Genomic DNA, 22,091 nt, shown 5'->3' with positions numbered 1-22,091 from the left:
CTTAACCTACATCTTTCAGCTCAAAATAGCCGTTTTCCAGATCCACATCGGTGCGGAACAGAAACTCCAGCGGATAAGGCACGCACCACAGACGGCCTTTAATTTCAATCGACAGAACGTTGTGCAGGTCGAGGGATTTGGTATCGGAGATACAGCGCACCTGTAAGCCCTGCGGTAAAATACGCGGCTCAAAATTAACGATCGCCTCGGTCAGCTTGCTCTGGACATCGTTCCATTCAATATCTGACATACGTTGTCCCGCCAGCGGCGAAACGCCGAAGTTCAGCACCGAGCGGCGTACTTCGGCAAACGCGTCCAGATCGTGCTGCGCTTCGTTGTTAATGGTGTTGAACAGCCATTGCAGATCGCGCAGCACATGACGCCGAAGCGTACTGTGCGAAATCAGCCGCTGGCTGGCGCTCTCCTGACGCTTAGCAGGCTCAAGATCCGTCAGACGATCCAGCAGCGACGGCTGTAGCTTATCGCGCACGTTGAGGCTGCTTTGATCCTTGCGATGACGATAGCCGCCACGCAGCAGCTCGCCACTGTCGCCGTGCTGGCGTTTGTCGTCGTTACGCATCGACCATATCGCTGGCAGCGAAAGTCAGCGTCTCCAGGCTTAACAGCGAAAACTCATCTTTATCATTGAGAAACACTTTTTGCCCCTGGCCAATATAGTGCTGCTGCCCATCGTCCAGCGGCTGCCATTCGGTCAGGCACGCCAGCCGCAGCGCATCTTTCGTCTCTGCGGTGAAGGGATAGCGCACCGGCACCTGACACACCTGCTCGTTTCCATCCACCAGCCGCACCAGCGTATGCCGCCACACCAGATCGGTTACGCTAACCGGTGCCTGAAAGCGCATCTCGACGATGGCGCTGAACGGCACCCAGAAATAATTGCCATTCACCACCATTTCGCAGATCGGGCCAAGACGGCTATCTCCATCCGCCAGCCAGCCGAAAGGCTGCGCCTGTTCCTCATCCCGCATCAACGCGCTGCCTGGGTTTAACGCCGCTTCCTCCAGCGCGGCGTTGCGCAACGCTTCAGCCCGCTCCCGTTCGCCGTGAAGATCGGCCTGCAACGCGGCGAGCAGCTGTTCCGCCCAGCGCCAGGCATCGCCCGGCATACGTGGCTGCGCCTGTCCGGCAAAAACCGCCGCGCGTTGTAGCTCACCGCAGATCGCCTGCTCCAGCAGCGTAACGGTTGGCTGTGCCTGCGGCTTCAGCGCCAGCCAGGGCTTAAGCTGCGTCTGCGCACGCGTCCAGTTCCCCGCCAGGCAGAGTAGCTGTACAAAAGCGGCTCGCAGATCGGCATCACCCGGCGCGGCCTTAATTTGCGCCTCGACATGCGTCAGCGTTTCATCCAGCGACCTTCCCGCCAGCAGTTGATTTAAAGAATTCATCACGCTCTCTCCCGGTAAGTTATTTGATAGTGCGCCAGGCTCCAGCAGCCGGATCTTTCAGCTGTGGATGCAGTTCATCCACCAGCAACAGCGTTAACGGCGCGTCGCTGAGATAGCCGATCCAGACCTTACGCACCTCGCTCAGGCGCGCCTTTAGCGCGCTTTCATCGTTTTCTTCTTCCGGGCTGATCTGCACCGCTACCGCACCGGTTGCCTGCCAGCTGTTAAGGCTGGAGGACCAGGGCAGAATCATCCAACTCTGCGGCGAACGCTCATCCGCCAGCACCATTCGCTCGTTGTTAACGGTGGTGATTTGCAACGCATGTTTGTCGCTGTTCGCCACCAGTCCAATAACCGGGAAGCCGTCAAGAAAGGTGACGGGCTGTTGCTTTTCCTCGCCGTGTTCGAGGCGCACCAGCTGGCTTTGCCCGCTCAGCCAACCATCTGCGTTACAGGTTAATTCTTCCGTTTCCGGGATAAACAGGGCGGCGGTACGATCCTCTTCGCGCCACCAGGTACGGAAATAGCAACCATCAAGCAGGCTGAACTGTAGCCAGGGCGTGGTATCCGCTAACGGCGAAAGCGCTTCCGGTCGAATCACAGGCGTTTCCGCAACGACCTTGACTCTCCAGCCACTGGCTTTTTCCGCTGTCCCTGTCGCCAGCTTTCTGCCCAGCGCATCTTCCGTTTGCCAGTTCAGTGTTTTTAGCTTGCTACAGTCACGCACCATCAGCGCGCCGACTTTCGGCAGAAAATCATTCAACACGGTAGGCGATTTATCGCCTTTTAATACGATGCGCAGCGGCACCTGACGCGCGCACCAGTCCTGCGCGTCCTGCCCTCTGACGTTATCGATCCACACATCGAGATTTTTGGTACGGGAAGAGGCAATGTTGTAGTTTTGCGCCCAGGTGCTGGAGGCCATCAGCAGTGTTAACACGCCGGTTAACCAATATTTCATAACGTTCCTTTGTCTAATTATTAATCGCGAAGAGGGATAAACTGCGCCGCTTCAGAGAGGGAATGCAGCAGCGTAGTGTCCTGTGGCGATCCGATCCAAACGGCCAGAGCACTGTAGTTGTCCTGCTCTCCTTCCTGCTGTTCTTCATTATTTTTTATCGCCTGATGCATCAGCGTCAGCCACTCTTCCGGGGTTTTGACCATATGCAGCGACTGCTGCATCTGCTGCTGTGAAACGCCGTGCCAGAAGCCATCAGTACAGAGCAAAAACGCATCGCCATCTTCAAGCGGTACGATATCGCTGTAGCTGGCATCGCGTTCCTCATCGCCCATGCCCAGCGCGAAATAGAGCAAATTGCTGTTAATTCCTTCGGTTTGATGCCCGGCATCCTTCATTTGCTGGATCAGGCTGTGATCGGTGGTGACGTAATAGAGATAGCCGCGTCGGAAGAGATAGAGGCGGCTGTCGCCCGCGTGCGCCCAGCAGGCCAGCTGATAATCGCGATCGATAAACAGGCTGACCAGCGTGGTGCCCATACGGCTGTAGTCGCGTTCTTTTTTCTGCTGCTGACGAATTGCCCGATTGGCATTGTTAACGTACAGCCGAATCTGCTGCGCATCGAGATGCTCCGCGCCGTCAAACTGCTCAATAATGGTGTTACGCGCCAGCTTCGCAGCCAGGTCGCCACCGGGAAAACCGGCAACGCCGTCGCAGACGACAAAACAGGCTGAGCGATCGCCCACGATATCGCCGGTCTGATCCTGGTTGCTCTCGCGCGATCCCTGATTCGACATTGAGGCAAGGGTGATATTCATCATTCGTCCGTGGAGGTCTGTGAATCTTTATACTGGTTAACTTCCATGTCGTAAGCGTGCAAAAAGGCTTCGCCGAACAGCGTGTGGAAGTCATCTTCAATTTCGCCAGCCGTTTCGTTATAGCGACGGGTAAAATATTCCCACAGCGCCGCCTTACGGCTGCCGCGCAGCGACAGGCGTGAGGTGACGCCTTCCTGACGGGCCTCCTCTTCCAGCTGCTGCGGATTAAACGATTGCAGCATCGCCGCAATAATCGCGCGGATACCGGCGATCATGCCCAGCTGGTGCGCCTGCAAGTCGACCAGCGCATCGCGCACCGCCTGCTTTGGCGGCATAAAGCCTGGCATACGGCTACCGAACATCTGCATCAGCACGGTTTTTCCCGATGGCAACAGCTTGAACGGGTTATTCGCATCATCAAGAATGACGGTCATATCTGCCTTAACGCCGCGCTTAAGGATCGATCGCGACGACAGCAGCGCTACCGTCCCCTGCGAGAACATGCCGAGCATCTGCCCCAGCTGTTGCATATTTTCCCCATCAAAATGCGGCGTGGGCTGCATATCGTTCAGCCCCATGCCATCCAGCAGCGCCTGTAACAGTTCGCCCTGGAGCGTTTCACCGCTGGCGGAAGTTGGCTGTGGCTGTTTGCTGGAGGTAGAAACCGGATCGATACGCAAGCGCCCTTTCGGCGGCGGCGCGGCACTGCGCTGTACCGCCTGCGGCGTCGGCAATGTAATACCGCTGTAGTCCGGGGCTTCAGGCGCTGGTGGCGCAGAGGGCTCGAAATCCGTTTCTGTCTGTGCCGCCACAGAAGGCGCATACGGCGACACGTCCGGCTGCGGTTTATTCATCGCACCAGCGTCTTTGGCTGCGGGCGGTGGCTCATCAAGAAACAGCGGCGAACCGCTGATATCACCCAGACCGCTGAACAAATCCGTTTCAGGCGCGGAAGTGACCGGCGCGGCGACCGGTGTTTCCTCCGGTGGCGGCATATAGATGACCGACGGTGCCGCGTTCATTTCCGGGGAGGCGGCTGACGGCTCGTCATCAGGATGTGACAGCGGCACCGCACCGCTCATCATCAGGCCAAGCGGATCGTCACTGTCTAGCTGAGACGAGGCGGCAGCGCCAGCACCAAACAGCGCCAGCGGATCGCTATCCTCCGTTTTGCTTTCCGGCTGCGGCATTTTTTCAGCCGGGGACTGCATTAAGGTGCTGGGCGTGCTGTCATTAAAAATGCTGTCTGATTGAAACAGCTCATCTTTTTCGAACAGTGAATCAGGCGTTTTATCACGACGATCGAGGCTAAGGGATTCCATGGCCTCAAACTGCGCCAGCGGATTTTCCGGATTACGATTTTCCGCCTGTGGTGCAGTCAGTGGATGCGCGCCATCCAATGCCGCGACTCCGTCAGCGGGACTGGCGGAGATGCTGTCAGATATAGAGAACTCTTTTGCCAGGCTATCCCAGATTTCGCTGGGCACTGCTGCCGTGTTGCCAACAGGCTCCGCTGGCGCAGCTTCAGGCTGAGGCATAACCGATGCCGTCGGTGCCGGATTCGGTTCTGGTGCGATCGCCTCGTCTGCCAGGTACGCTAACGGATCGGCAATTTGCGCTGCGGGAGCAACTGTCGGTTCAGTTGCCTGCGCTATTGGACGAGCCGTCTGAGCTGCCGGACGAGCTAAAGGATCGGCAACCTGTGCCGCTGGACGGGGTGCCTGTTCAGTGGCTTGCGCTATTGGACGAGCCTGCGGCGCTGCGGCCTGTGCCACAGGGCGGGCTATGGGTGCAGCGCCCTGAGCGGTAGGTTGCCTCGCAGCGGCAGGATCGCTAACCAGGAGACGATATTCATCAATGCCGAGAATATCGCCATCCTGTAATTCAACCTCACGACCGCGCTCCAGCGGAATATCATTCAGCTCAACGCGCGTCACGTTGCCACGGTTGGTAATTCGGCATTCGCCAGCGGCACTGACATGCACAATCGCCTGCAAACGCGATATTGTGCGGTCGTTATCGGGCAGCACCAGGTTGTTATCTACCCCACGGCCAATCGTGCCGCCGGGCGGTGAAAAATCACAGCTACTTTGCGGCGGCTGGTGCCCCGGTTTAATCGTTATAATCGTAAAGCGCATAACCGTTTCCTGCGTTTGAGATATTGGCGTTCAAACCGCGCGGGTCTTAATAAAACCAGCGAGGTTTGAATAGCGATATGAAAATCACGGTATTGTCGTTAGAAATGGCACAAAGAGTAATGTACAAAAAAGCAAAGTTTATTTAGTAAAGCAGCGCCAGTTTTTAGGCATAGTTTTTATCTAAAAAAACGCTGCCCGGCAGACATCTAAATTTAATACACTAAAAAAGTGCATAAACCATTATGGCTATAAAAACCAGTAAAAAAGAAACAGTTCGCCACTTACGTCTTTTCTCAAAAATAAAGAGTATTAACTGGGATAACATCAAGACTAAAAACAACAGAAAATTAATAACTTTGCTATTTTTTGAGTTATCTATTATTGAGCCAGAAACCACAGAAGGATCTATCTCACTCATCCATGAGTATTTATCTACAGATAACAAACAAAGAGCTACCAGGCCAATCACATAGAAAAGCAATAAAAATATCTTATAACGACCTTTCATCTTAGCCTTCTGGTATTCAAAATTAACTTTAGAAGAAAATATAAATAATTGTCAGTCTTCATAAAATTTTAAATCTTTAATTAAAGTTCTTTTACCAGCGTAAAACGTTGACAGGTAGCTCAACCTAAAAATAAAAAACCGTCATCTGCTAATTGGCTTGTGCCATTAAATTACTGACGCGAGCAACCATCTTCCCTTCAATACAGCGTCGATCATCTTTGCATTGATTTCTCTCAGCAAGCCACTCTCGCTGTTCTTTGTTAAGAGCTGATAATGATTCAGTAACGTCAACACCGATATTTTTTATCTGGAATTCCACTATCTCATAGGCAGCAGCAACGCTACGATCCCAGGCAGCTAAATCAAAGGATTTACAGATAGTTTTTGCAGTAATGTTTTCTGCATCCTGGCAGTTGAAAGAAGGCTCTACGGGTGTACCAGGCAATACTTTTTGTAATTTCAGTAATGAATTATCATCCCAGTTGATAAGCATTGTGTGTTTGTCCAGCATTGCCAGCCAATTGCCTGTATTTTCAACTGAAGGGCCAACGATACCGCTGGAGCAGTTAATCAAAAAAGGTATAACACTACTGTTTCCCTGCTCCTCTAATAAATAATCTTTTGCTAAATCTACCCGTCCTTCCTGTCCGGTAGTTAAAGCCAATAGTTTATTGAGCGAGGTTTCAGACTGTGGAATTAATACCGGGCGCTCGCAGCCAGGATCGCTTAGGTATTTACCCGCGATTTTTTCATGTGTAAAGGTTAGCGTTCGCCCAATCAGCATGGGATCTTCGACTGAAACAGATGAGCGACTTGTTCGTTGAGTATCAATGTGTACGCTTTGAACCTGCCACTTACCAACAAAATTATCAATGTATATTTCCGCTGCTTGTACTGAGGCAGTATAAATAAACGACATTAAAACTAAACATTTGGTATTAAAACAACTTAGCTTACTCGGCATAAATACTATTCCTGGTAAAAAAACAAATCATAGTAATCTGTTAGGTACTTTTTTTATTTTTTCCAAAGACAGGGCGACTGGTTAACAATGCGTGCATCTAATCTTCTTATCGCTCTATTAAATTATGTTGTTCTCAAAGAGGCCATATAAGCATAATAGGATTATATAAATTTCATAATAAATAGCAGCATTCAAAAAAATAACTTTATTATCATAGATTTATAAAATTTATTATAAGTACGATTACTTTAACAAATAAACATATTACATAGAAAAGGCGAAATCTATTTATTTAAGTGACACCATACCGCCAAAGCACAATTAAAATTCAGCTAAAATAGAAGCTTAATGATTATTTTAATTTTTTACAAATAGTAATTTAATAGCATCTAATTAATTAGATGTCGCCTCGGTTTATTTTAATCGATAGCTAGTTATTTATTTTCTACATATCCTTTTCCATTTATCAAATTTCTCAAATCTTTAATGGTTTTTATACCTTCCGATCCAAATCTATTTGTAAGTTCATCATCGACAATCAAATGCTCCTCATTGATTTTAAAGATGACTGTCTCATAGCCAGTAGCATTTGGGGAGCCGATTTTATATATAACAGCCAATATATTCCTGTTATCATAGGGGATCAAACTTACTGCTTCAGTATTTAAGCAAGTTTCAGCTTCCCAATTACCGTAACCAATTGTCGGTATCAGTTTTACAGTTTTTTCTTTGCCACTAACCCAACCAACAAAACAAACTGTATCATCATTCGCATTAAAGCCTTTTCCTGCAATAAAGACGCCTACCGTATTGTTATTATCTTTTATCTGAAAACTCTGCTTATCAATCGGCACGCCCCCTAAAATATTAGAGTTTTTTGCAGCAGCAAAAATTTCTTTTTCATAAACAGATGGATCAGTTGTATTAATTTTTATTTCTGAAAAAACCGTAAACGGAAGGAATAATGACAGCATAATTAGTATTTTTTTCATATGTTCACCTTAGTAAGAATTTAATTCCAAAGCCAATCTATAATTGCGAGCCATTTTAACATCATAGTTATTTTCTTTATACTTTGGACCATTATAAATAGCAGCAAAAGTGGCCCATTGCTTATTTTGCAAAGCATATTTCAAAGAGGGTGTGTTAAGAATAAAATTTATAAAAGCATCCAGTTGTCCTTCTATTGTATTCATTGCCTCTATAAATGACTCAATATTATGATGCCCTGCTTTTTTATAATTATTCCCCATTATTTGGAATGCTCCCCAAGAAGCTGATCTTAATGCGGCATTTTTATCAAGCTTAATAGCCTCGTATAATTTTATATATTGCTCACTATATTTACCATAGCCTCCCGCACTTTTATGAGAAATTTTAGGGTTAGAGTCATATTTCCCTTTTGTCAAACAATGAAAATAATGTCGCTCATACAAAATAATTGGACGCCCTTTTTCATCAAAAGCACCTCTCGGTGTTTCGGAAAGAACAACTGCCTTTATAGCAGCTACTTCGCAAGATAGAATTCGTGCAGCCTTTACGTATTGATCATGGCTGATACTGTTAGCCCGAGGACTATTATCCATGTTTGTATGAAAAGAAGAATGTAAAACCAAATTTCTCATTGTTATTCCGTTGGGAGAAATAACTCCATCAGGCTGAAGGAGTTTAACCACTTCCTTTTGAAACATGATTATTCTAGCGATAGTTTTTTGACCAATAGCTCCATCAACCACTAACTTAGTTCCCGGGGTTGTTATTTTGCTATTTTTATTCAGCAAAGTTTGTACTGTAATAACATCCCCATATAAATTACGCTGACCTTTCCCTACTGACTCATTAATTCTGGCCATATGTTTAACCTCTTATAAAGAAAATATTAGATGAAGCACCTTCTCCTATGAGAAGGTGCCGACAGATTACATCTCTTTATTTTCTTTAATATTCCAGCCTGCACTGCTTTCAGCACCTTTACCACCGGAAGCAGTTTGTTCCCAATATTGTTGTTTCACACGAGATGCCTGGAACGTGTAGTTAACACCGACCGTATCACCGTTATCTGCACCGGTATACTCGATATTTGTAACCAAGACATCTTCAAGTGTAATACGCGCGTATTCTACCTGTTGACCACCAGCTTTACATACTGATACTTCAACTTTAGTAAGGTGTTTTCCGCTAGAACAATGTTTTAAAATTGCAGTAGTTGATTTATCAATTAAAGCAGTAACTTGTAAATCCTTAAAGTTTACTTTCCCTGCACCACCTCCGCCGCCGACAGCCATATTACCTGGCTGAGCAGCGCCCCAGGAAAAAGAATTGATATCCGTCCATCCTTTATGATTTGAGTCCTGCGACTCACCGGTAACGCCATCAACTTTCATGAACATATCAATAGCCATAAAACTTCACTCCTTTTGTAAAGTATTTATTCAGTTAATATATAAACATGGCAATTAAAAATGCATTTAAAAAAAACACATTCGCATTTGCCTGGTTTCCGCACAGAAATAAATATCTATGCAAAATCTTTAATTAAACAATTTAGTTTTGTGTGTATTGTAATCAATAAGTGTGCATTTTTATAATTGTTGGTCATTATCAGATATGGTTAGGAAAAAACCATGAAAGAGCAATATCTTATTTTTTATCTCAGCCATACTTACGTAAATAGTATTAAAATGCATATTTAGCCACCTCATATAAATATGGGTAACTCTATGAAAATAACATTTATATACTCAATATTTTTATCTTTGTTATTATTTTTTATATGCAGCATCTAATTTTATTTTAGATATATATTTTTCTTTAACTATGGTGAGGTTAGTCCTCATGAACTCGGTTATATGGCAGACGAATTATTAATTATCACTATAATTACTATGGCGGCTAAATTCACATACAGAAAGATAAAATTTAAAAATTATTTTTAGATTTTATCTTCTCACTTACATAGTAAAAACCACTATTCATAAGGCATATTATTTAACTGGTAAATTCTGTCTTTATTTAATTTTTCTATGCAACCTTTTTTGATTACTTCATAAGCAACAGATTGTACCTCAGCGATGAATGCCTCTATTTTACATTGTCCATCACGATACTTTAACCATCCTGTTTGAGAATCGTGAAGTAATAACAAATGTTCTGCCAGTAAATTTTTATCTACCTCCAAAGAAGCGGTAATTCTTTCCCTTGCCTGGGTATAAGCCTGATGTAGTTCTGCCTCAGCCCCCTTTGCCGCCTGAATTTTGCAGCTTACGTCAGAATTGTTTTCCCCGGTCTGGTATTGATTAGCACTGAAAGCGCTTAAAGAAACGAATAAAAGAGAACTAAGTAGCACGGTTGATATTTTCTTCATGTTATTTATCTAATTTCATAGGTTATTATTTACTAACCTGCTGATAAAAAGCCGGATTACAGAAAACAGTCTGGTAGCATTATTTTCAGGTTTATACGAAAACCTGCAAATCACTAATTTTAGCGCCGGGCGTTGCCGCCCGGCTCTTTAGTTACGCATCGTTGGTTTTCAGTGAAGGCAGTTTAGAAACCAGGCGCAGCGAAACGGTTAACCCTTCCAGCTGATAGTGTGGACGCAGGAAGAATTTCGCAGCGTAGTAGCCAGGATTATCTTCGATTTCCGTAACCATCACTTCCGCCGAAGCCAGCGGCTTACGCGCTTTGCTTTCCTGCGAAGAGTTGGCCGGATCGCCATCCACATAATTCATCACCCAGTCGTTCAGCCAGCGCTCCATATCTTCGCGTTCGCGGAAAGAACCAATTTTGTCGCGCACGATACACTTCAGGTAGTGAGCGAAGCGGCAGCAGGCAAACAAATATGGCAGACGAGCGGCAAGACGCGCATTGGCGGTAGCATCGGCGTCGTGATACTCAGCCGGTTTCTGCAAAGACTGCGCGCCAATAAATGCAGCAAAGTCTGAGTTCTTGCGATGCACCAGCGGCATAAAGCCGTTTTTTGCCAGCTCGGCTTCACGGCGATCGCTGATGGCGATTTCCGTCGGGCACTTCATGTCCACGCCGCCATCATCGCTGGGGAAGGTGTGACACGGCAGGTTTTCCACCGCTCCCCCCGATTCCACACCGCGAATAGAGGTACACCAACCGTACTCTTTGAACGAGCGGTTGATGTTAGCCGCCATCGCGTAAGCGGCGTTGGTCCAGGTATAGTTACTGTGGTTCGCGCCCTCGGTTTCTTCTTCAAAATCGAAGCTGTCCACCGGATTGGTACGGATACCATACGGCAGACGCGACAGGAAGCGCGGCATCACCAGCCCCAGGTAACGCGCATCTTCCGACTCACGCAGGCTGCGCCAGGCAGCATATTCGGTGTTCTGGAAAATCTTGGTCAGATCGCGCGGGTTCGCCAGCTCCTGCCAGGTTTCCATCTGCATCACACTCGGTGCTGCACCGGTAATAAACGGACAGTGCGCCGCCGCGCCAATGCGCGCCATCTCGCTCAGCAGTTCCACATCCGGCGGGCTGTGATCAAAATAGTAATCACCAACCAGGCAGCCAAACGGCTCGCCGCCGAACTGCCCATATTCTTCTTCATAGATTTTTTTGAAGATCGGGCTTTGATCCCAGCCTACGCCTTTATAGCGTTTTAGCGTACGTCCCAGCTCCTGCTTAGAGATGCTCATAAAGCGGATTTTCAGCATCTCATCAGTTTCAGTATTATTAACCAGATAGCTCAGCCCGCGCCACGCGCCTTCCAGCTTCTGAAAATCTTCGTGATGAATGATCTGGTTAACCTGACGCGATAGCTTTTCATCGATCTCAGCGATCAGCGACTGAATGGTGCGGTAAGCGTCGTTAGAAACGGTGACGCTGTTTTCCAGCGCCTGCTGCGCCAGCGTTTTCACCGCGCTTTCTACCGCAGCGCGCGCCTGGTCGCTTTTCGGACGAAACTCTTTGTTCAGCAACGCGCTGAATTCATCCTGGCTCCAGGTTTGCTGCTGTGCCTGTTGCTGTTGCTGCTGTTGTTGATGTCGTTGCTGTGATGATTTGCTCATAATTATTCCTCATCACCTTTTGCTGCTTCATCCGATTTCGCCAGATGCCCCAGCGACTTCAGCAACGTGGGGTCCTGCAAAATTTTTGCGATCAGCTCCTCCGCGCCGTTTTTACCGTCCATATAGGTCAGCAGGTTCGAAAGCTGAGTACGGGCTTCCAGCATTTTATTTAACGGCTCGACTTTGCGTGCAACCGCATCCGGCGAGAAATCTTCCATGCTTTCGAATGTCAGATCGATATTCAGCCGCCCTTCATCAGTCAGGGTATTTTCTGCCTGGAAAGCGACACGCGGTTTCAGCGCCTTCATACGTTCATCAAAATTGTCGATATCAATTTCAAGGAATTTGCGTTCATCAACGCTCGGCTGCGGATCGACCGGTTTACCCACCAGGTCAGCCATTACGCCCATAATGAACGGCAGCTGGATCTTGCGCTCTGCGCCATAAATCTCCACGTCGTACTCAATCTGTACGCGCGGAGCGCGGTTGCGGGCGATAAATTTTTGCCCGCTGGATTTTGCTAATGCCATGATGCTCTCCATCGGATTTGCGCGGTAAAAAGTTAGCAGCAGGCGCGCTTGCCAGACTGCCGTAGAGGGGGCTGCGGCTTACTTATTCGCGGCGGCCAAACAGATTTTCCAGCTGCTGTACGCCATCGGGCGCAAGGTCGCGAATCATTTCCATAAAATCGAGTTCGATAACCCGCTGGACTCGTTCGATCATTAGCGGAGCCGGATGGCTGGGCTCGTAACGGGAAAAATAGTTTTTTACTTTTTCCAGCATTAGCTGCGCTTCAGATCGCGAATTAATTTCACAGCTACGCCAGTCGGTATGCGCCTGCGGCTGTGGCGCGGCTGGCACACTGGCTTTCGGTGCAGAAGGCGCTGCGGCTTCACCGCCGGTTACGGTTGCCAGCAGCGCACCTAAGTCTGTTGTTTGACACGCCTGAGCTACCAGACTGATGGTTTTCTGTAGCTGTCCCATCTCTGGCACGCCGCTTTCACCAAGGTGCTCAGTCAGGGTTTCGCGAATTGTTTGCAAACGCTCACTTATCTGCAATATCGCTTCAATACCGGGTTGTTCGCCCCGTGCCAGCTCATCGCTCAGCCTGGGGCGTCCGCCGGGATAGTCAGGAATTTCAACTTTGCTACCGTCCAGCAGCGAGCAGGCGTCGCGCAGGGAGATTTGATCGACCGCGGTGCGTAAAAGCGGGGCCTGACGTAGCGCAGAGGTCAGCGTCGATTTATCACCCAGCGCCGCCAGCGCGTTGATGCGATAGAAAGGATCGTGCTCACCGTCTTCCTCCAGCAACGGCCAGAGCGGTTCCCAGTAAAGCAGCAGCGACTGCTCGATCAGCTTCAGGCCGCTGGCATAGCCCGGCAGCCCTTTCATCTGCGTCCAGGCGTGAGTAAGCGCTAACATCACCCGCAGGTCTTTGGTGCGGGAAAGCAGATCGGTCGCCAGCCGTTCAACTTTGTTCCAGTCGGCAGGCTCGGCAGGGATAATTGTGTCGCCGAACTGCTGTTCCGCTTTACCTTCGCACGCCTGTAGCATCGCCATATAATCGGCATCATATTCCAGGTTTTCCCCGCACGGCTTGTCACTGCTTACCGGGGCTAATAGCGCATCGATATTCATCGCGTCCTCAATATCGGTTAATCAAACATAGGCGGATAGAGTCCGTGGCGGCCTGGCCTGGCCCCTCCAGCGGGATCGAACAACAACGAAAAAAGCTGGCTGGTGAAGTTGCCGCTGTGCAGATGGGTGTAGAGCGGATAGCCATCGGTCTGGTTGGTCCACCAGAAGCTGGTATAGCGCTGTGGATCGAAGCGTTCCGCCACCAGCGACCAGTTCAGGTTGGTGACATTGTCGCCATAGCCGATAACCTCCAGGATATCGGATCGCTGCTGTACGGCTGGCTCCGGCGGGGCCGGAATCGCCAGCAGCGCACCATCAAGTTCGGCGGCGGAGTAGCCGTCCTGCACCGCCAGAAGCAGCGTGCGCCCCAGCTGCTGATACCAGTCGCCCGCCTGTGTCAGACGTCCGTTGGTCCATTCGGCAGGCGTGAAACTGTGCAGCGCACAAACCGGATACTGACGCCCCACGCTGTCACGCGCTGGCAGCAGGCAGCCCATCTGCACCAGCTGGCTGCCCAGCATCGGCGGCACGACGAAATTCCATACCGGCGCTTTAGCGAAGCGCTGCGCCTCATCGGATCGCTGTTCTTCATTTTTCTGCCAGTTCATCAATCCCACCTGAAACCAGTGGGTCCACTGACGGGATAGCGCTTCAGGAAAACGGCGCTGTAAAAAGTCACCGGCGCTGGGCAATTTCCCATACCAGCCGATCGCAGGTGAGTGGCTCATGATCTATTTCCTTGCGTTCATGGACAGGAAAAGCCGGGAAGCTGAAACGGATTACGTATGCTGTTCGGCGTAAACTCCAGCGTGACAAGATGTCCATCGACGTTGAATGTCGCCTGACGGCTCAGGCTGTTGCTGCCCGCAGAGAGCGCGGCGCGGTCAAAAAAACGGTTGAGCGCCCAGGCGCCGTTGGTTACCAGCGTGGAGGTGGTGCCATCCACCAGCCCTAACTGCATCCGCACCTGCCGCGTACTGCCGCTGCCGGGCCAGCTCATCAGCTGTACCGCCTGCGGGCCATGGCTGTAACGCAGCACCTGCCCGTCTACATCCAGCGTCAGATTAAGGATATCGTTGTCCATACGAACGGTACGAATAGTGACGCGGAATGATGGCGTGTTCGCGCCGTTGGCAAAAAAGGCATCGCGGATACTCTGCGCCTGCTGAAAAGGCCGCAGCAGCGCTTCACCGCCGGGCAGACTTTTGCCGTCAATGCCGGGCATAAAACGCCAGCTCGAACGGGTGGTATCAACCTTCATTGCCAGGTTATCGCGAAAGAAGGCGTCCATCAGGCCGGTGCCCGGTGCAAACATGCGCGCCAGATCGTCCGGCGTCACCTCACTTCTTCCACGACGAGAGAGCGGATAGCGTCCGGCGATGGCCTGGCGGCAAAAGGTGCCAACCTCAACATTGATACGCTTACGAACATTTTCCATATCGCGCCGTTGAGCATCGCTGCTGGCACCCACCGCCATATGGGTGAACATATTTTGCAGCGAGCCTGGCAGCCGTCCGGCGCTGGCCTGCAAACGGCTGATCGCCTCGCCGGAAGGCGGCGGCATGCCGCTGTTGGCAGCATCCTGAACCGCCGTCAGATAGCGGTAAAGCTCATCAAGCTGCTTAATAAAATCATCAAAGGCGATAGTTTTACCGCCCTGTTCCAGCGGCTGCGCCAGCTCGATAATCGGCGCATAGTGCTCAGTCACGCGTTGTTCCGGCGTTTGCTCCTGAAGCGCGGCGGCATGCGTTGGCCGCTGCGTACGGAACAGCGCCTCCAGCGTGCGGGTTGCATTGTTAACCTGCTCGCTCGCTGAGGGCTTATCGTCATCTGTTGGTAGCGGCTCCAACACCAGATAACGGCTGAGGTTAATGACCAGCTTACGCAGCGGCGAACTGCTGCTGGAGAGCAGGCGAGCGCTGTTGATACGCTGCGACAGATCGGCGCTGCTGCTGAGTTCAATATCGCTCAACAGCGCGTCCCACTGACGCATAAAGTCGTTCATATAAAGCTGGCGCACCGCCTTATCCGTTTGCGGTTTATCCTCATCAACTGACGCCCGGCCCAATACCCAGATATCATCCTTGTGCAGCGCGGCGGTGACCGTATTGATGTTTTTATCAAAGCGCTCCCAGTAGCCTGCCGGGGTATAAAGCCCAGGGATACCTTCGCCGATCGGCTTGCCGCTTTTGCGAGTGAACACCAACTCACTTTGTGGACCGCCCATATCAGCAAGCGAGACCGGTTTCAGGCTTTCATCCTGTAGCAGCAGGCGTCTGAGGCGGCCATAAACGCGCCCGGAAAGCGGCATTTTATTGATCAGCGCCTGCTCGCGCTTTACCAGCGCGTCATCTTTGGCATAGGGCGAAGCCTGAATTTGCGTCTCCAGCAGCTGTGCCAGGTGGCGTTCCAGCTGACGCAGCTGAGAATGCGTGATGTTCTGCGGCAGGTTGCGCCGCACGTTAAGCATTACCCAGGCGTGGAGGAATTTGCCGTCATAGTGCTGCGGCTGATAGAGCATCTGATACGCCTTCAGCGCCTCGTAACTGTAATCCGCATCGCTGCCGTTATCATTGCGCAGCCAGTTGGTTATCAGCTGTGCTACCTGCGGCAGCAACAGCTGCTTCAGCGATTTCTGGTACAGCGATTCGGTCGCATCGCTGACTTCAACACCGCGATAAAGGCCCATACGACGCGTTATCGGCGGATGTTTCAGGTCAAAATCACTGCTTTCCGGCAGGCTCAATATGCTGTTAAGGAACGGCAGCAGCGAGAAGAGATCGCCTTCGCCACGCGACTGTAGCTGTTTGCTCTGCGCCACCACATCCGGCACCTTCGCCTGTACTTCGCGCAGGTAGCTTTTGTTGTTGCCGTAGCTGGTAAACCACAGCAGCGAAACGAATACCAGCAGTGCCAGCAGTAGCGCGTAACCAGACCAAAGCACCGCACGGTTGCGCAGTTCCCACCAGCGATTGCTGCCAGCCAGCCCCGCCTCCTGGAAAACCACATTGGTCAGCATATCTTTGAGGAAGAAGCTCTGGCCCTTCGCTGCCGGAATCGGCGCTTCTTTATCAATACTGTTCCAGGCACCGCTGGTGCCGTTGCCCGCTTCTTCTTTAGTGCGCCCCGCACCGTTACGCGGCAGATGCAGCGCACGACTCAGCTCACCCATTACGCGATCGAAAGGCAGCCCTTCCTGCGTACCGCTGGTGAAATAGATACCGCGTGGTGCGAACTGCGTTTCGAAATTGGAACGGGCAAAGACGGTACTGAGATAATCCGTCAGCAGCGGACGCAGCGCCGCGAACTCCTGGGGAAACAGGTAGCTTTCCGCTCGTGCCTGCGCATCGCTTTCCATAATCAGGGTATCCGCCATGCCAGCATCAAGACGCTGTTGCAACAGGGCATATTCCTGCGTAAAGGCACCGATCAGATCAAAATCGGCCAGCTTCGCCTGCTCCCACGGAAAGGTGAAGCCCCAAATCTGCTCACGCTGCACCTTATCCAGCCGGGAGAACCACGGGCGAAATCCCTTCAGCAAATCCGCCTTAGTTACCAGCACATAAACCGGAAAACGAATGCCAAGCTGTTCATGCAGTTCCATCAGGCGCTGGCGCAGGTTAAGCGCCTGTTGCTGCGCCTCCTGCGGCGTTTGCGTTAACAGATCGGAAATGCTGATGGTGATGATGACGCCATTAATCGGCTGACGTCCGCGATACTTGCGCAGTAGATTGACAAACTTTTGCCACTCGCTGGCATCATGCGCCTGCTGGCTTTCCTGGGTGGTATAGCGCCCCGCCGTATCCAGCAGCACCGCTTCATTGGTAAACCACCAGTCGCAGTTGCGCGTGCCGCCAATACCGCGTAGCGCGGTTTTACCAAAGCGATCCGCCAGCGGGAATTGCAGGCCGGAATTAGCCAGCGCGGTGGTTTTTCCCGCGCCCGGCGCGCCGATAATCACATACCACGGCAGCTGATAAAGATACTGGCGGCTGAAGCGCTGCGCCCAGAAAGGAGCGCGTCCTCCATCACGATTGAAGTGTGCCTTACGCAGCAAATGCGATGCTTCATCAAAACGTTCGGCCAGCACCTGCTCTTCGTCAGGCAGCCGTTTACGATCGCTCTCGCCCGCTTGCTCAGTGTTGCTCAGGCTGCCCATTAGCTTGCGGTTGATCCAGGCGTTATACAGGCGCGGCAGCAGATTGCTCAGGCCCCAGACCAGATAGATCACGATAATGCTAATCAGGCGATTCTGTTCTGATTCCAGCGGGCGCGAGTCACCAATAGCGATTAGCGGACCAATCGCCCAGATAATAAAGCAGATGGCAGAGATGCCAACGAAGCCCCACATCAACCGGCTGGTGACAAAAGAAATCAGTAATTTCAGCATCGGTCAGTTCCCTTGCGGCAATCCATTTAGCTCCGCGCGCGTATTCGCTGGCGAAACTAACAGTGTGATCTCCACCCGACGATTGCGGGCGCGGTTCTCTGGCGTATTGTTAGGTGCCAGCGGATTGGTTTCGCCACGCCCCTCCGCCTTGACGCGTCCCGGCTGCGACAGATGTTTTTGCAGCATTAGCCGCACCGACTGCGCGCGCGCCAGCGACAACTCATAGTTAGAGGCAAAGCGGGCGCTGCGGATCGGTACATTATCGCTGTAACCGATCACCAGAATTCTGCCGCTGACGTTATCCATCGCCTGCGCGATGCGATCGATCACCGGCTCATAAGGCTCACTGATGGAGGTAGAACCGGAGGCGAACAGCCCGTCTCCCTTCAGCGTGACCACGCTTTGATCCGCCTCGTCGCGCACCGCCACCAGCCCTTCATCAATTTCTGGTTGCAGGAAGGCACGCAGGTTCAGCACCGCTGGCGCACGCGGTGCCGGATTGCGAATTTTCACTTCCGGCAGCGGCGTTTGATAAACCGAGGCCAGCACCGGGCTGGTATGATCGCCCAGCCGCCAGTTGAGCAGGATATAAAGCAGGCAGGCGAGGAATCCGGCCAGCGCCGCGCAGGCCCAGAGCGGCACCATCGGACGCCACATCTTGCGCATCACCGGCTGATCGACCGGATGAGGCGACAGAGGCGCTGGATAGTCGCCGCGTACGCCGCGAATCATTTGCAGCAGGCGCTGACGGATGGTTTCCAGCTGCGAGCGCCCGTTGTCCATGACCCGGTAGCGCCCTTCAAACCCCAGCAGCAGGCAGTAATTGATCAGCTCCAGCAGAAAGATATGCTCACGCGGGTTTTGTGACAGCTTCGCCAGCAGCTGAAAAAACTTTTCGCCGCCCCAGGTTTCATTATGAAAGGTCACCAGCAGGCCATTACCAGGCCAGACGCCGCGACTTCCCCAGGGCGTCAGCGCTGCCGCTTCATCCAGCGCGGTACAGAGACAGTAGCGCGCGCCGACAATCACCTCATACGCCAGTCCAGCGCGCTGACTGTTTTTTTCAAAATGCCGCACCTCATCGATCAGGCGCTGGCGCAGCGCGGCGGGATCGTCATGCGATACAGAGTGGCGAATTTGCGGTATCGCATTCAGCAAAGGGTTAGCAGCGGCAACCAGCGGGTTATTACTGCTGGCACCGGAAAAGACGGCATCGCTGCCGGTAGCATGTCGTTCCTGCATGGTGAGCGCTCATTCCTAACGTTTCAGACGGACTGGCTGCGAATAGCCCAGAATTCCATATCCAGGCCGGGGAACTCACCGGCCAGATGAAGCGCAAACGCGCCTGACCTTTCCATCTCTTTCCATAACTCCCCGCCTTTCTCCAGCTCGAAATAGTTGTAGCCGGCGTGCCAGGGGATCTGTGGCGGCGCGGTAGGCATGGCGCGCAGCACCATCCCCGGCAGCTGTAGCTGTACCAGATCGCGGATTTTGGTTACTGGCGCGACTTTCATCTGCGCCGGGAAGTGTGTTTGCAGCGCTTCACCCGGCACGTTGGCACGTACCGCCAGCACAAAGCCGAACTCACGTACCATTGATGCTTCAGGAACGGTAGCCACATTCAGACCGTGCGAGCGTTCCGTCAGCGGCAGCTGGATTGCGCTCTCTTCCATCACCAGCGACAGTCCCTGGCGCAGCATCAGCATCAGCTTGCTGAAACCAAGGGCTATATCGTCATGGTCATAGCGCGGCAGTACCGCCTCCGGCGTACGCTGCGGCGTCCAGGTGAAAAGCTCCGTGGCAAACGCCAGCCAGTCGCTGAACAACCGTTCGGGATGCAGCAGTGGCGTATTTTTCAGGTGAGAAACCAGTCCGAGGTGATGATTGATTAACGCCAGCAGCATGAAATCAACCATTTCGGCGGTGTTAAAGCGCCCCGGCTGCTGCAAACGCTGGGCGATCTGCTGGCTGCGCTGTGCCAGCAGCCCATGGATGTCGTTCAGGTAGTCAAGCAGCTGGGGGTTATTGATGGCGTTAAGCATCGGCGGAATGTAATTGCTGTCGAGCCGAAGCTGTTTGTCGCTACGTTTTTCTATCACGCGAGCGACGCCAACGGCGGTCCATTCCGCGGTCAATTCGCTCTCCAGCATCAGCTTCAGGCGCATTTTGCCAAACTGCACCACCGCCGGGCCGATGGAAACGGCATTACAGTCATCCACTTCCTGCTCAAAGCTGAGATAGCGCGCCAGCGAATCCGCCGCCTCACTAAAGATCACCTCTTCACGCCCGCCGCGCCGCGCTGGTAGCGCCAGCACAACTTTTACGTTGGTCTGGTTATCGGCAATTTCCAGCGGCGCAGGTGCCTGGCGCGAATCATGGAAGGAGAAGTGGGTGCCATCCGGCAGCAGGCCGCTGGCGCTGTTGAGCGCAATTTTGCCCTGACGCAGCATCGCCTCGTCAAATTCCAGATCGATAAATCCCCACAGCCAGGCTCGCTGGGCAAAACCCCAGTCGCGCAGCGTGCTTTGCAGGTAGCTTTCCGACTGCTGAAAGTGATGAGGGCGCAGGAACATGCCTTCGCTCCAGACCACCTTTTCTGCTTTGTTCATAGTGACTTTCCGTTATTCAGGCAGTAATTCTTTCTTGCCTGCGACGCGCACGCCGTGTTGATCAGCGACAATGCGGGTCTGCAAGGTATCTGATTTTTGCTGCCAGCCTTCGCCAGGAGAGGTATCGCCCGGCGACGGCAACGCCAAAGAGAGACGCCACTTTTTACCATTAAGCGACTGATATTCAGCCATTACACCGATATAGCGCGCTTCTGGCAGAAGCTGTCCACTAAGCGTTTTTTTCAGCTGGCCGGGCATAAAGAAGAATTGCTCGTTACTGAGCAGGTTACTGCCCAGCACAGCAGCGGCGTTGTTTTGCAGCGAATAGAAGTCTGCTGACATGAAGTCAGCATCCGATTTCAGTACCATTACCTTAAGCTTCAGCGGCGCAGAATCATTAACCGGTGGAAGCGCCTGCACAAACAGCGCGTAACGGGAGGGCTCGCTGCCAAAAAAAAAGCTACAGCCGCCCAGCAGGGTAAGCGCAACAAGGCAAAACATCTGTTTAGCCAGACGCGGAAAATAGGTTATTTTCATAATGGATTACCGTTATCAACGTGCGGTTAGTCAATAATCCAGGTGCCGCTGCTGCTGTTCTGGCACGCCCTGCTGGTGCCATCAACCGCAATGCAGTTCTTTTTCTTAGCCGGCGTGGTGCTGCGCGTGCGCCTGCGGCGTTGATCCGCCTTAATCGTTTTTTCATACAGATCGCTTTTCACCACGGCGCGCAGCGGCACATAACCCAGCAGCTGCTCTTTATCCAGTTCCGCAATGGCTAACCAGTTGTTCTCTACCGCGCCCAGTACCTTATAACGCTCAGCATTCTCCAGATAGCGCACCAGCTTGCCGCCGAAGTCAGGACGGCTCATTACCGAGGCGTTATACAGCGCACGATACTCTTCATTAATTGGCGTAAAGGTTTTTGGCGGAGTAACCGCGTAACGGTGGGTAAGCTTAACGTCACCCACGGTGCTGGTAACGATGGTGTCATCAGTGATGGGCGGTGTCGTTTTACAACCGGTAATACTAAGAACCAAAAGCAGAGTTAATGCTATTTGTATTTTCACCATGATCCTCATGAACTTGTCTCAATTAATTAACAAAATCTAACTGAACGGACGAATAAAAATGGACGAGAGTGTGACGTAAGCTGACCGACGCTGAAAAAGTAACAGCCAATGCCAGCAGTTCCATTTTAAAAAATAGTAAAAAGCAAATTAGCCACGAAGACTAAACCAGAACTAAAAAGTATTTCTGTCCGATATGAAGGGATATACAACTTAGCAAACGGGCAATTTGCTCAATATATTTTAAGGAAGCGCCAGCAAGAACGTCGATTTCGTCTTACCAGCCCTGATGTATAATGAGTATTTCTCAATGATTAATTGAGATCTTTGACAAGATTCCCCATATTCACTGATGGAAATCGTTAATATTACTTTAGCAACAAGCAGTTACAGGTTATACCTTCACTCAAAATATAATTAGCAGCAAAATAAATAAATTTCCTTATAATTCAATCATTAAATATTATTCAATCAGAGCAATAGCTACCGCACGAGATTAACCTTTGCATCTCGTATTTCGTCTTTTTAGCTATTGACGTCTCTGTTTCGCGCAAGTTTACAT

At 51.3% G+C, this 22,091-nt stretch carries 20 protein-coding genes; all 20 read right to left on the bottom strand.

Annotated features, from left to right (window positions below; translation table 11 throughout):
* Position 1: 1 nt before the first annotated feature.
* Positions 2-580 carry a type VI secretion system baseplate subunit TssE gene (gene tssE / locus C7M51_RS21350; RefSeq protein WP_160623460.1) on the bottom strand — a complete coding sequence of 193 codons (579 nt, stop codon included), beginning with the start codon at positions 578-580 and terminating at the stop codon, positions 2-4.
* Positions 573-1,403, bottom strand: coding sequence for a type VI secretion system accessory protein TagJ (locus C7M51_RS21345; protein ID WP_160623735.1), 831 nt, complete (start codon positions 1,401-1,403; stop codon positions 573-575). Before C7M51_RS21345 ends, tssE begins: the two co-directional genes overlap by 8 nt.
* A 19-nt stretch (positions 1,404-1,422) precedes the next feature.
* Positions 1,423-2,364, bottom strand: coding sequence for a hypothetical protein (locus tag C7M51_RS21340; RefSeq protein WP_160623459.1), 942 nt, complete (start codon positions 2,362-2,364; stop codon positions 1,423-1,425).
* Positions 2,365-2,384: 20 nt separating this feature from the next.
* Positions 2,385-3,179, bottom strand: coding sequence for a PP2C family protein-serine/threonine phosphatase (locus C7M51_RS21335; protein WP_160623734.1), 795 nt, complete (start codon positions 3,177-3,179; stop codon positions 2,385-2,387).
* Positions 3,179-5,317, bottom strand: a complete 2,139-nt coding sequence (gene tagH / locus C7M51_RS21330) for a type VI secretion system-associated FHA domain protein TagH (RefSeq protein ID WP_160623458.1) — start codon at positions 5,315-5,317, stop codon at positions 3,179-3,181. The genes C7M51_RS21335 and tagH overlap by 1 nt, the downstream gene beginning before the upstream one ends.
* Positions 5,318-5,537: 220 nt before the next feature.
* On the bottom strand, positions 5,538-5,825 hold the full coding sequence (locus C7M51_RS21325; RefSeq protein WP_160623457.1) for a hypothetical protein: 288 nt from the start codon (positions 5,823-5,825) through the stop codon (positions 5,538-5,540).
* Positions 5,826-5,973: 148 nt separating this feature from the next.
* On the bottom strand, positions 5,974-6,789 hold the full coding sequence (locus tag C7M51_RS21320; RefSeq protein ID WP_160623456.1) for a lysozyme inhibitor LprI family protein: 816 nt from the start codon (positions 6,787-6,789) through the stop codon (positions 5,974-5,976).
* Positions 6,790-7,223: 434 nt separating this feature from the next.
* On the bottom strand, positions 7,224-7,781 hold the full coding sequence (locus tag C7M51_RS21315; protein WP_160623455.1) for a hypothetical protein: 558 nt from the start codon (positions 7,779-7,781) through the stop codon (positions 7,224-7,226).
* A 9-nt stretch (positions 7,782-7,790) separates the two neighbouring features.
* A complete protein-coding gene (locus C7M51_RS21310; protein ID WP_160623454.1) occupies positions 7,791-8,642 on the bottom strand; it encodes an N-acetylmuramidase domain-containing protein in 852 nt (283 codons plus the stop codon).
* A gap of 66 nt (positions 8,643-8,708) precedes the next feature.
* Positions 8,709-9,191 carry an Hcp family type VI secretion system effector gene (locus tag C7M51_RS21305; RefSeq protein WP_160623453.1) on the bottom strand — a complete coding sequence of 161 codons (483 nt, stop codon included), beginning with the start codon at positions 9,189-9,191 and terminating at the stop codon, positions 8,709-8,711.
* A gap of 566 nt (positions 9,192-9,757) precedes the next feature.
* A complete protein-coding gene (locus tag C7M51_RS21300) occupies positions 9,758-10,153 on the bottom strand; it encodes a lysozyme inhibitor LprI family protein (RefSeq protein WP_160623452.1) in 396 nt (131 codons plus the stop codon).
* Positions 10,154-10,304: 151 nt separating this feature from the next.
* Positions 10,305-11,825: a type VI secretion system contractile sheath large subunit gene (gene tssC, locus C7M51_RS21295; RefSeq protein ID WP_160623451.1), complete on the bottom strand. Its 1,521-nt coding sequence runs from the start codon at positions 11,823-11,825 to the stop codon at positions 10,305-10,307.
* A 2-nt stretch (positions 11,826-11,827) separates the two neighbouring features.
* Positions 11,828-12,355 (bottom strand): type VI secretion system contractile sheath small subunit, encoded by a 528-nt coding sequence (gene tssB, locus C7M51_RS21290; protein WP_160623450.1) that lies wholly within the window; start codon positions 12,353-12,355, stop codon positions 11,828-11,830.
* A gap of 82 nt (positions 12,356-12,437) precedes the next feature.
* Complete coding sequence (gene tssA, locus C7M51_RS21285) at positions 12,438-13,463, bottom strand: type VI secretion system protein TssA (protein WP_160623449.1); 1,026 nt, start codon at positions 13,461-13,463, stop codon at positions 12,438-12,440.
* A gap of 17 nt (positions 13,464-13,480) precedes the next feature.
* Complete coding sequence (gene tagF / locus C7M51_RS21280; RefSeq protein ID WP_160623448.1) at positions 13,481-14,191, bottom strand: type VI secretion system-associated protein TagF; 711 nt, start codon at positions 14,189-14,191, stop codon at positions 13,481-13,483.
* 17 nt (positions 14,192-14,208) lie between these two features.
* Positions 14,209-17,853 (bottom strand): type VI secretion system membrane subunit TssM, encoded by a 3,645-nt coding sequence (gene tssM, locus C7M51_RS21275; protein ID WP_160623447.1) that lies wholly within the window; start codon positions 17,851-17,853, stop codon positions 14,209-14,211.
* A 3-nt stretch (positions 17,854-17,856) separates the two neighbouring features.
* The gene (locus C7M51_RS21270; RefSeq protein ID WP_160623446.1) at positions 17,857-19,095 is read right to left on the bottom strand and encodes a DotU family type VI secretion system protein; all 1,239 of its coding nucleotides are present in this window, start codon (positions 19,093-19,095) and stop codon (positions 17,857-17,859) included.
* 23 nt (positions 19,096-19,118) lie between these two features.
* Positions 19,119-20,462 carry a type VI secretion system baseplate subunit TssK gene (gene tssK, locus C7M51_RS21265; RefSeq protein ID WP_160623445.1) on the bottom strand — a complete coding sequence of 448 codons (1,344 nt, stop codon included), beginning with the start codon at positions 20,460-20,462 and terminating at the stop codon, positions 19,119-19,121.
* Positions 20,463-20,474: 12 nt separating this feature from the next.
* The gene (tssJ, locus tag C7M51_RS21260; protein WP_160623444.1) at positions 20,475-20,999 is read right to left on the bottom strand and encodes a type VI secretion system lipoprotein TssJ; all 525 of its coding nucleotides are present in this window, start codon (positions 20,997-20,999) and stop codon (positions 20,475-20,477) included.
* Between the two features lie 26 nt (positions 21,000-21,025).
* Positions 21,026-21,529 (bottom strand): SH3 domain-containing protein, encoded by a 504-nt coding sequence (locus C7M51_RS21255; RefSeq protein WP_167522397.1) that lies wholly within the window; start codon positions 21,527-21,529, stop codon positions 21,026-21,028.
* Positions 21,530-22,091 lie beyond the last annotated feature (562 nt).

The organism is Mixta intestinalis (genome assembly GCF_009914055.1).
Lineage (GTDB): Bacteria > Pseudomonadota > Gammaproteobacteria > Enterobacterales > Enterobacteriaceae > Mixta > Mixta intestinalis.
Note: the sequence above shows the minus strand (reverse complement) of the source record. Positions and strands in the feature narration are given on the sequence as shown.

Excerpts from the sequence above, each read along its gene's own strand:
- tssE (WP_160623460.1), bottom strand. The coding sequence starts at position 580 with ATGCGTAACGACGACAAACGCCAGCACGGCGACAGTGGCGAGCTGCTG.
- C7M51_RS21345 (WP_160623735.1), bottom strand. The coding sequence starts at position 1,403 with ATGAATTCTTTAAATCAACTGCTGGCGGGAAGGTCGCTGGATGAAACG.
- C7M51_RS21340 (WP_160623459.1), bottom strand. The coding sequence starts at position 2,364 with ATGAAATATTGGTTAACCGGCGTGTTAACACTGCTGATGGCCTCCAGC.
- C7M51_RS21335 (WP_160623734.1), bottom strand. The coding sequence starts at position 3,179 with ATGAATATCACCCTTGCCTCAATGTCGAATCAGGGATCGCGCGAGAGC.
- tagH (WP_160623458.1), bottom strand. The coding sequence starts at position 5,317 with ATGCGCTTTACGATTATAACGATTAAACCGGGGCACCAGCCGCCGCAA.
- C7M51_RS21325 (WP_160623457.1), bottom strand. The coding sequence starts at position 5,825 with ATGAAAGGTCGTTATAAGATATTTTTATTGCTTTTCTATGTGATTGGC.
- C7M51_RS21320 (WP_160623456.1), bottom strand. The coding sequence starts at position 6,789 with ATGCCGAGTAAGCTAAGTTGTTTTAATACCAAATGTTTAGTTTTAATG.
- C7M51_RS21315 (WP_160623455.1), bottom strand. The coding sequence starts at position 7,781 with ATGAAAAAAATACTAATTATGCTGTCATTATTCCTTCCGTTTACGGTT.
- C7M51_RS21310 (WP_160623454.1), bottom strand. The coding sequence starts at position 8,642 with ATGGCCAGAATTAATGAGTCAGTAGGGAAAGGTCAGCGTAATTTATAT.
- C7M51_RS21305 (WP_160623453.1), bottom strand. The coding sequence starts at position 9,191 with ATGGCTATTGATATGTTCATGAAAGTTGATGGCGTTACCGGTGAGTCG.
- C7M51_RS21300 (WP_160623452.1), bottom strand. The coding sequence starts at position 10,153 with ATGAAGAAAATATCAACCGTGCTACTTAGTTCTCTTTTATTCGTTTCT.
- tssC (WP_160623451.1), bottom strand. The coding sequence starts at position 11,825 with ATGAGCAAATCATCACAGCAACGACATCAACAACAGCAGCAACAGCAA.
- tssB (WP_160623450.1), bottom strand. The coding sequence starts at position 12,355 with ATGGCATTAGCAAAATCCAGCGGGCAAAAATTTATCGCCCGCAACCGC.
- tssA (WP_160623449.1), bottom strand. The coding sequence starts at position 13,463 with ATGAATATCGATGCGCTATTAGCCCCGGTAAGCAGTGACAAGCCGTGC.
- tagF (WP_160623448.1), bottom strand. The coding sequence starts at position 14,191 with ATGAGCCACTCACCTGCGATCGGCTGGTATGGGAAATTGCCCAGCGCC.
- tssM (WP_160623447.1), bottom strand. The coding sequence starts at position 17,853 with ATGCTGAAATTACTGATTTCTTTTGTCACCAGCCGGTTGATGTGGGGC.
- C7M51_RS21270 (WP_160623446.1), bottom strand. The coding sequence starts at position 19,095 with ATGCAGGAACGACATGCTACCGGCAGCGATGCCGTCTTTTCCGGTGCC.
- tssK (WP_160623445.1), bottom strand. The coding sequence starts at position 20,462 with ATGAACAAAGCAGAAAAGGTGGTCTGGAGCGAAGGCATGTTCCTGCGC.
- tssJ (WP_160623444.1), bottom strand. The coding sequence starts at position 20,999 with ATGAAAATAACCTATTTTCCGCGTCTGGCTAAACAGATGTTTTGCCTT.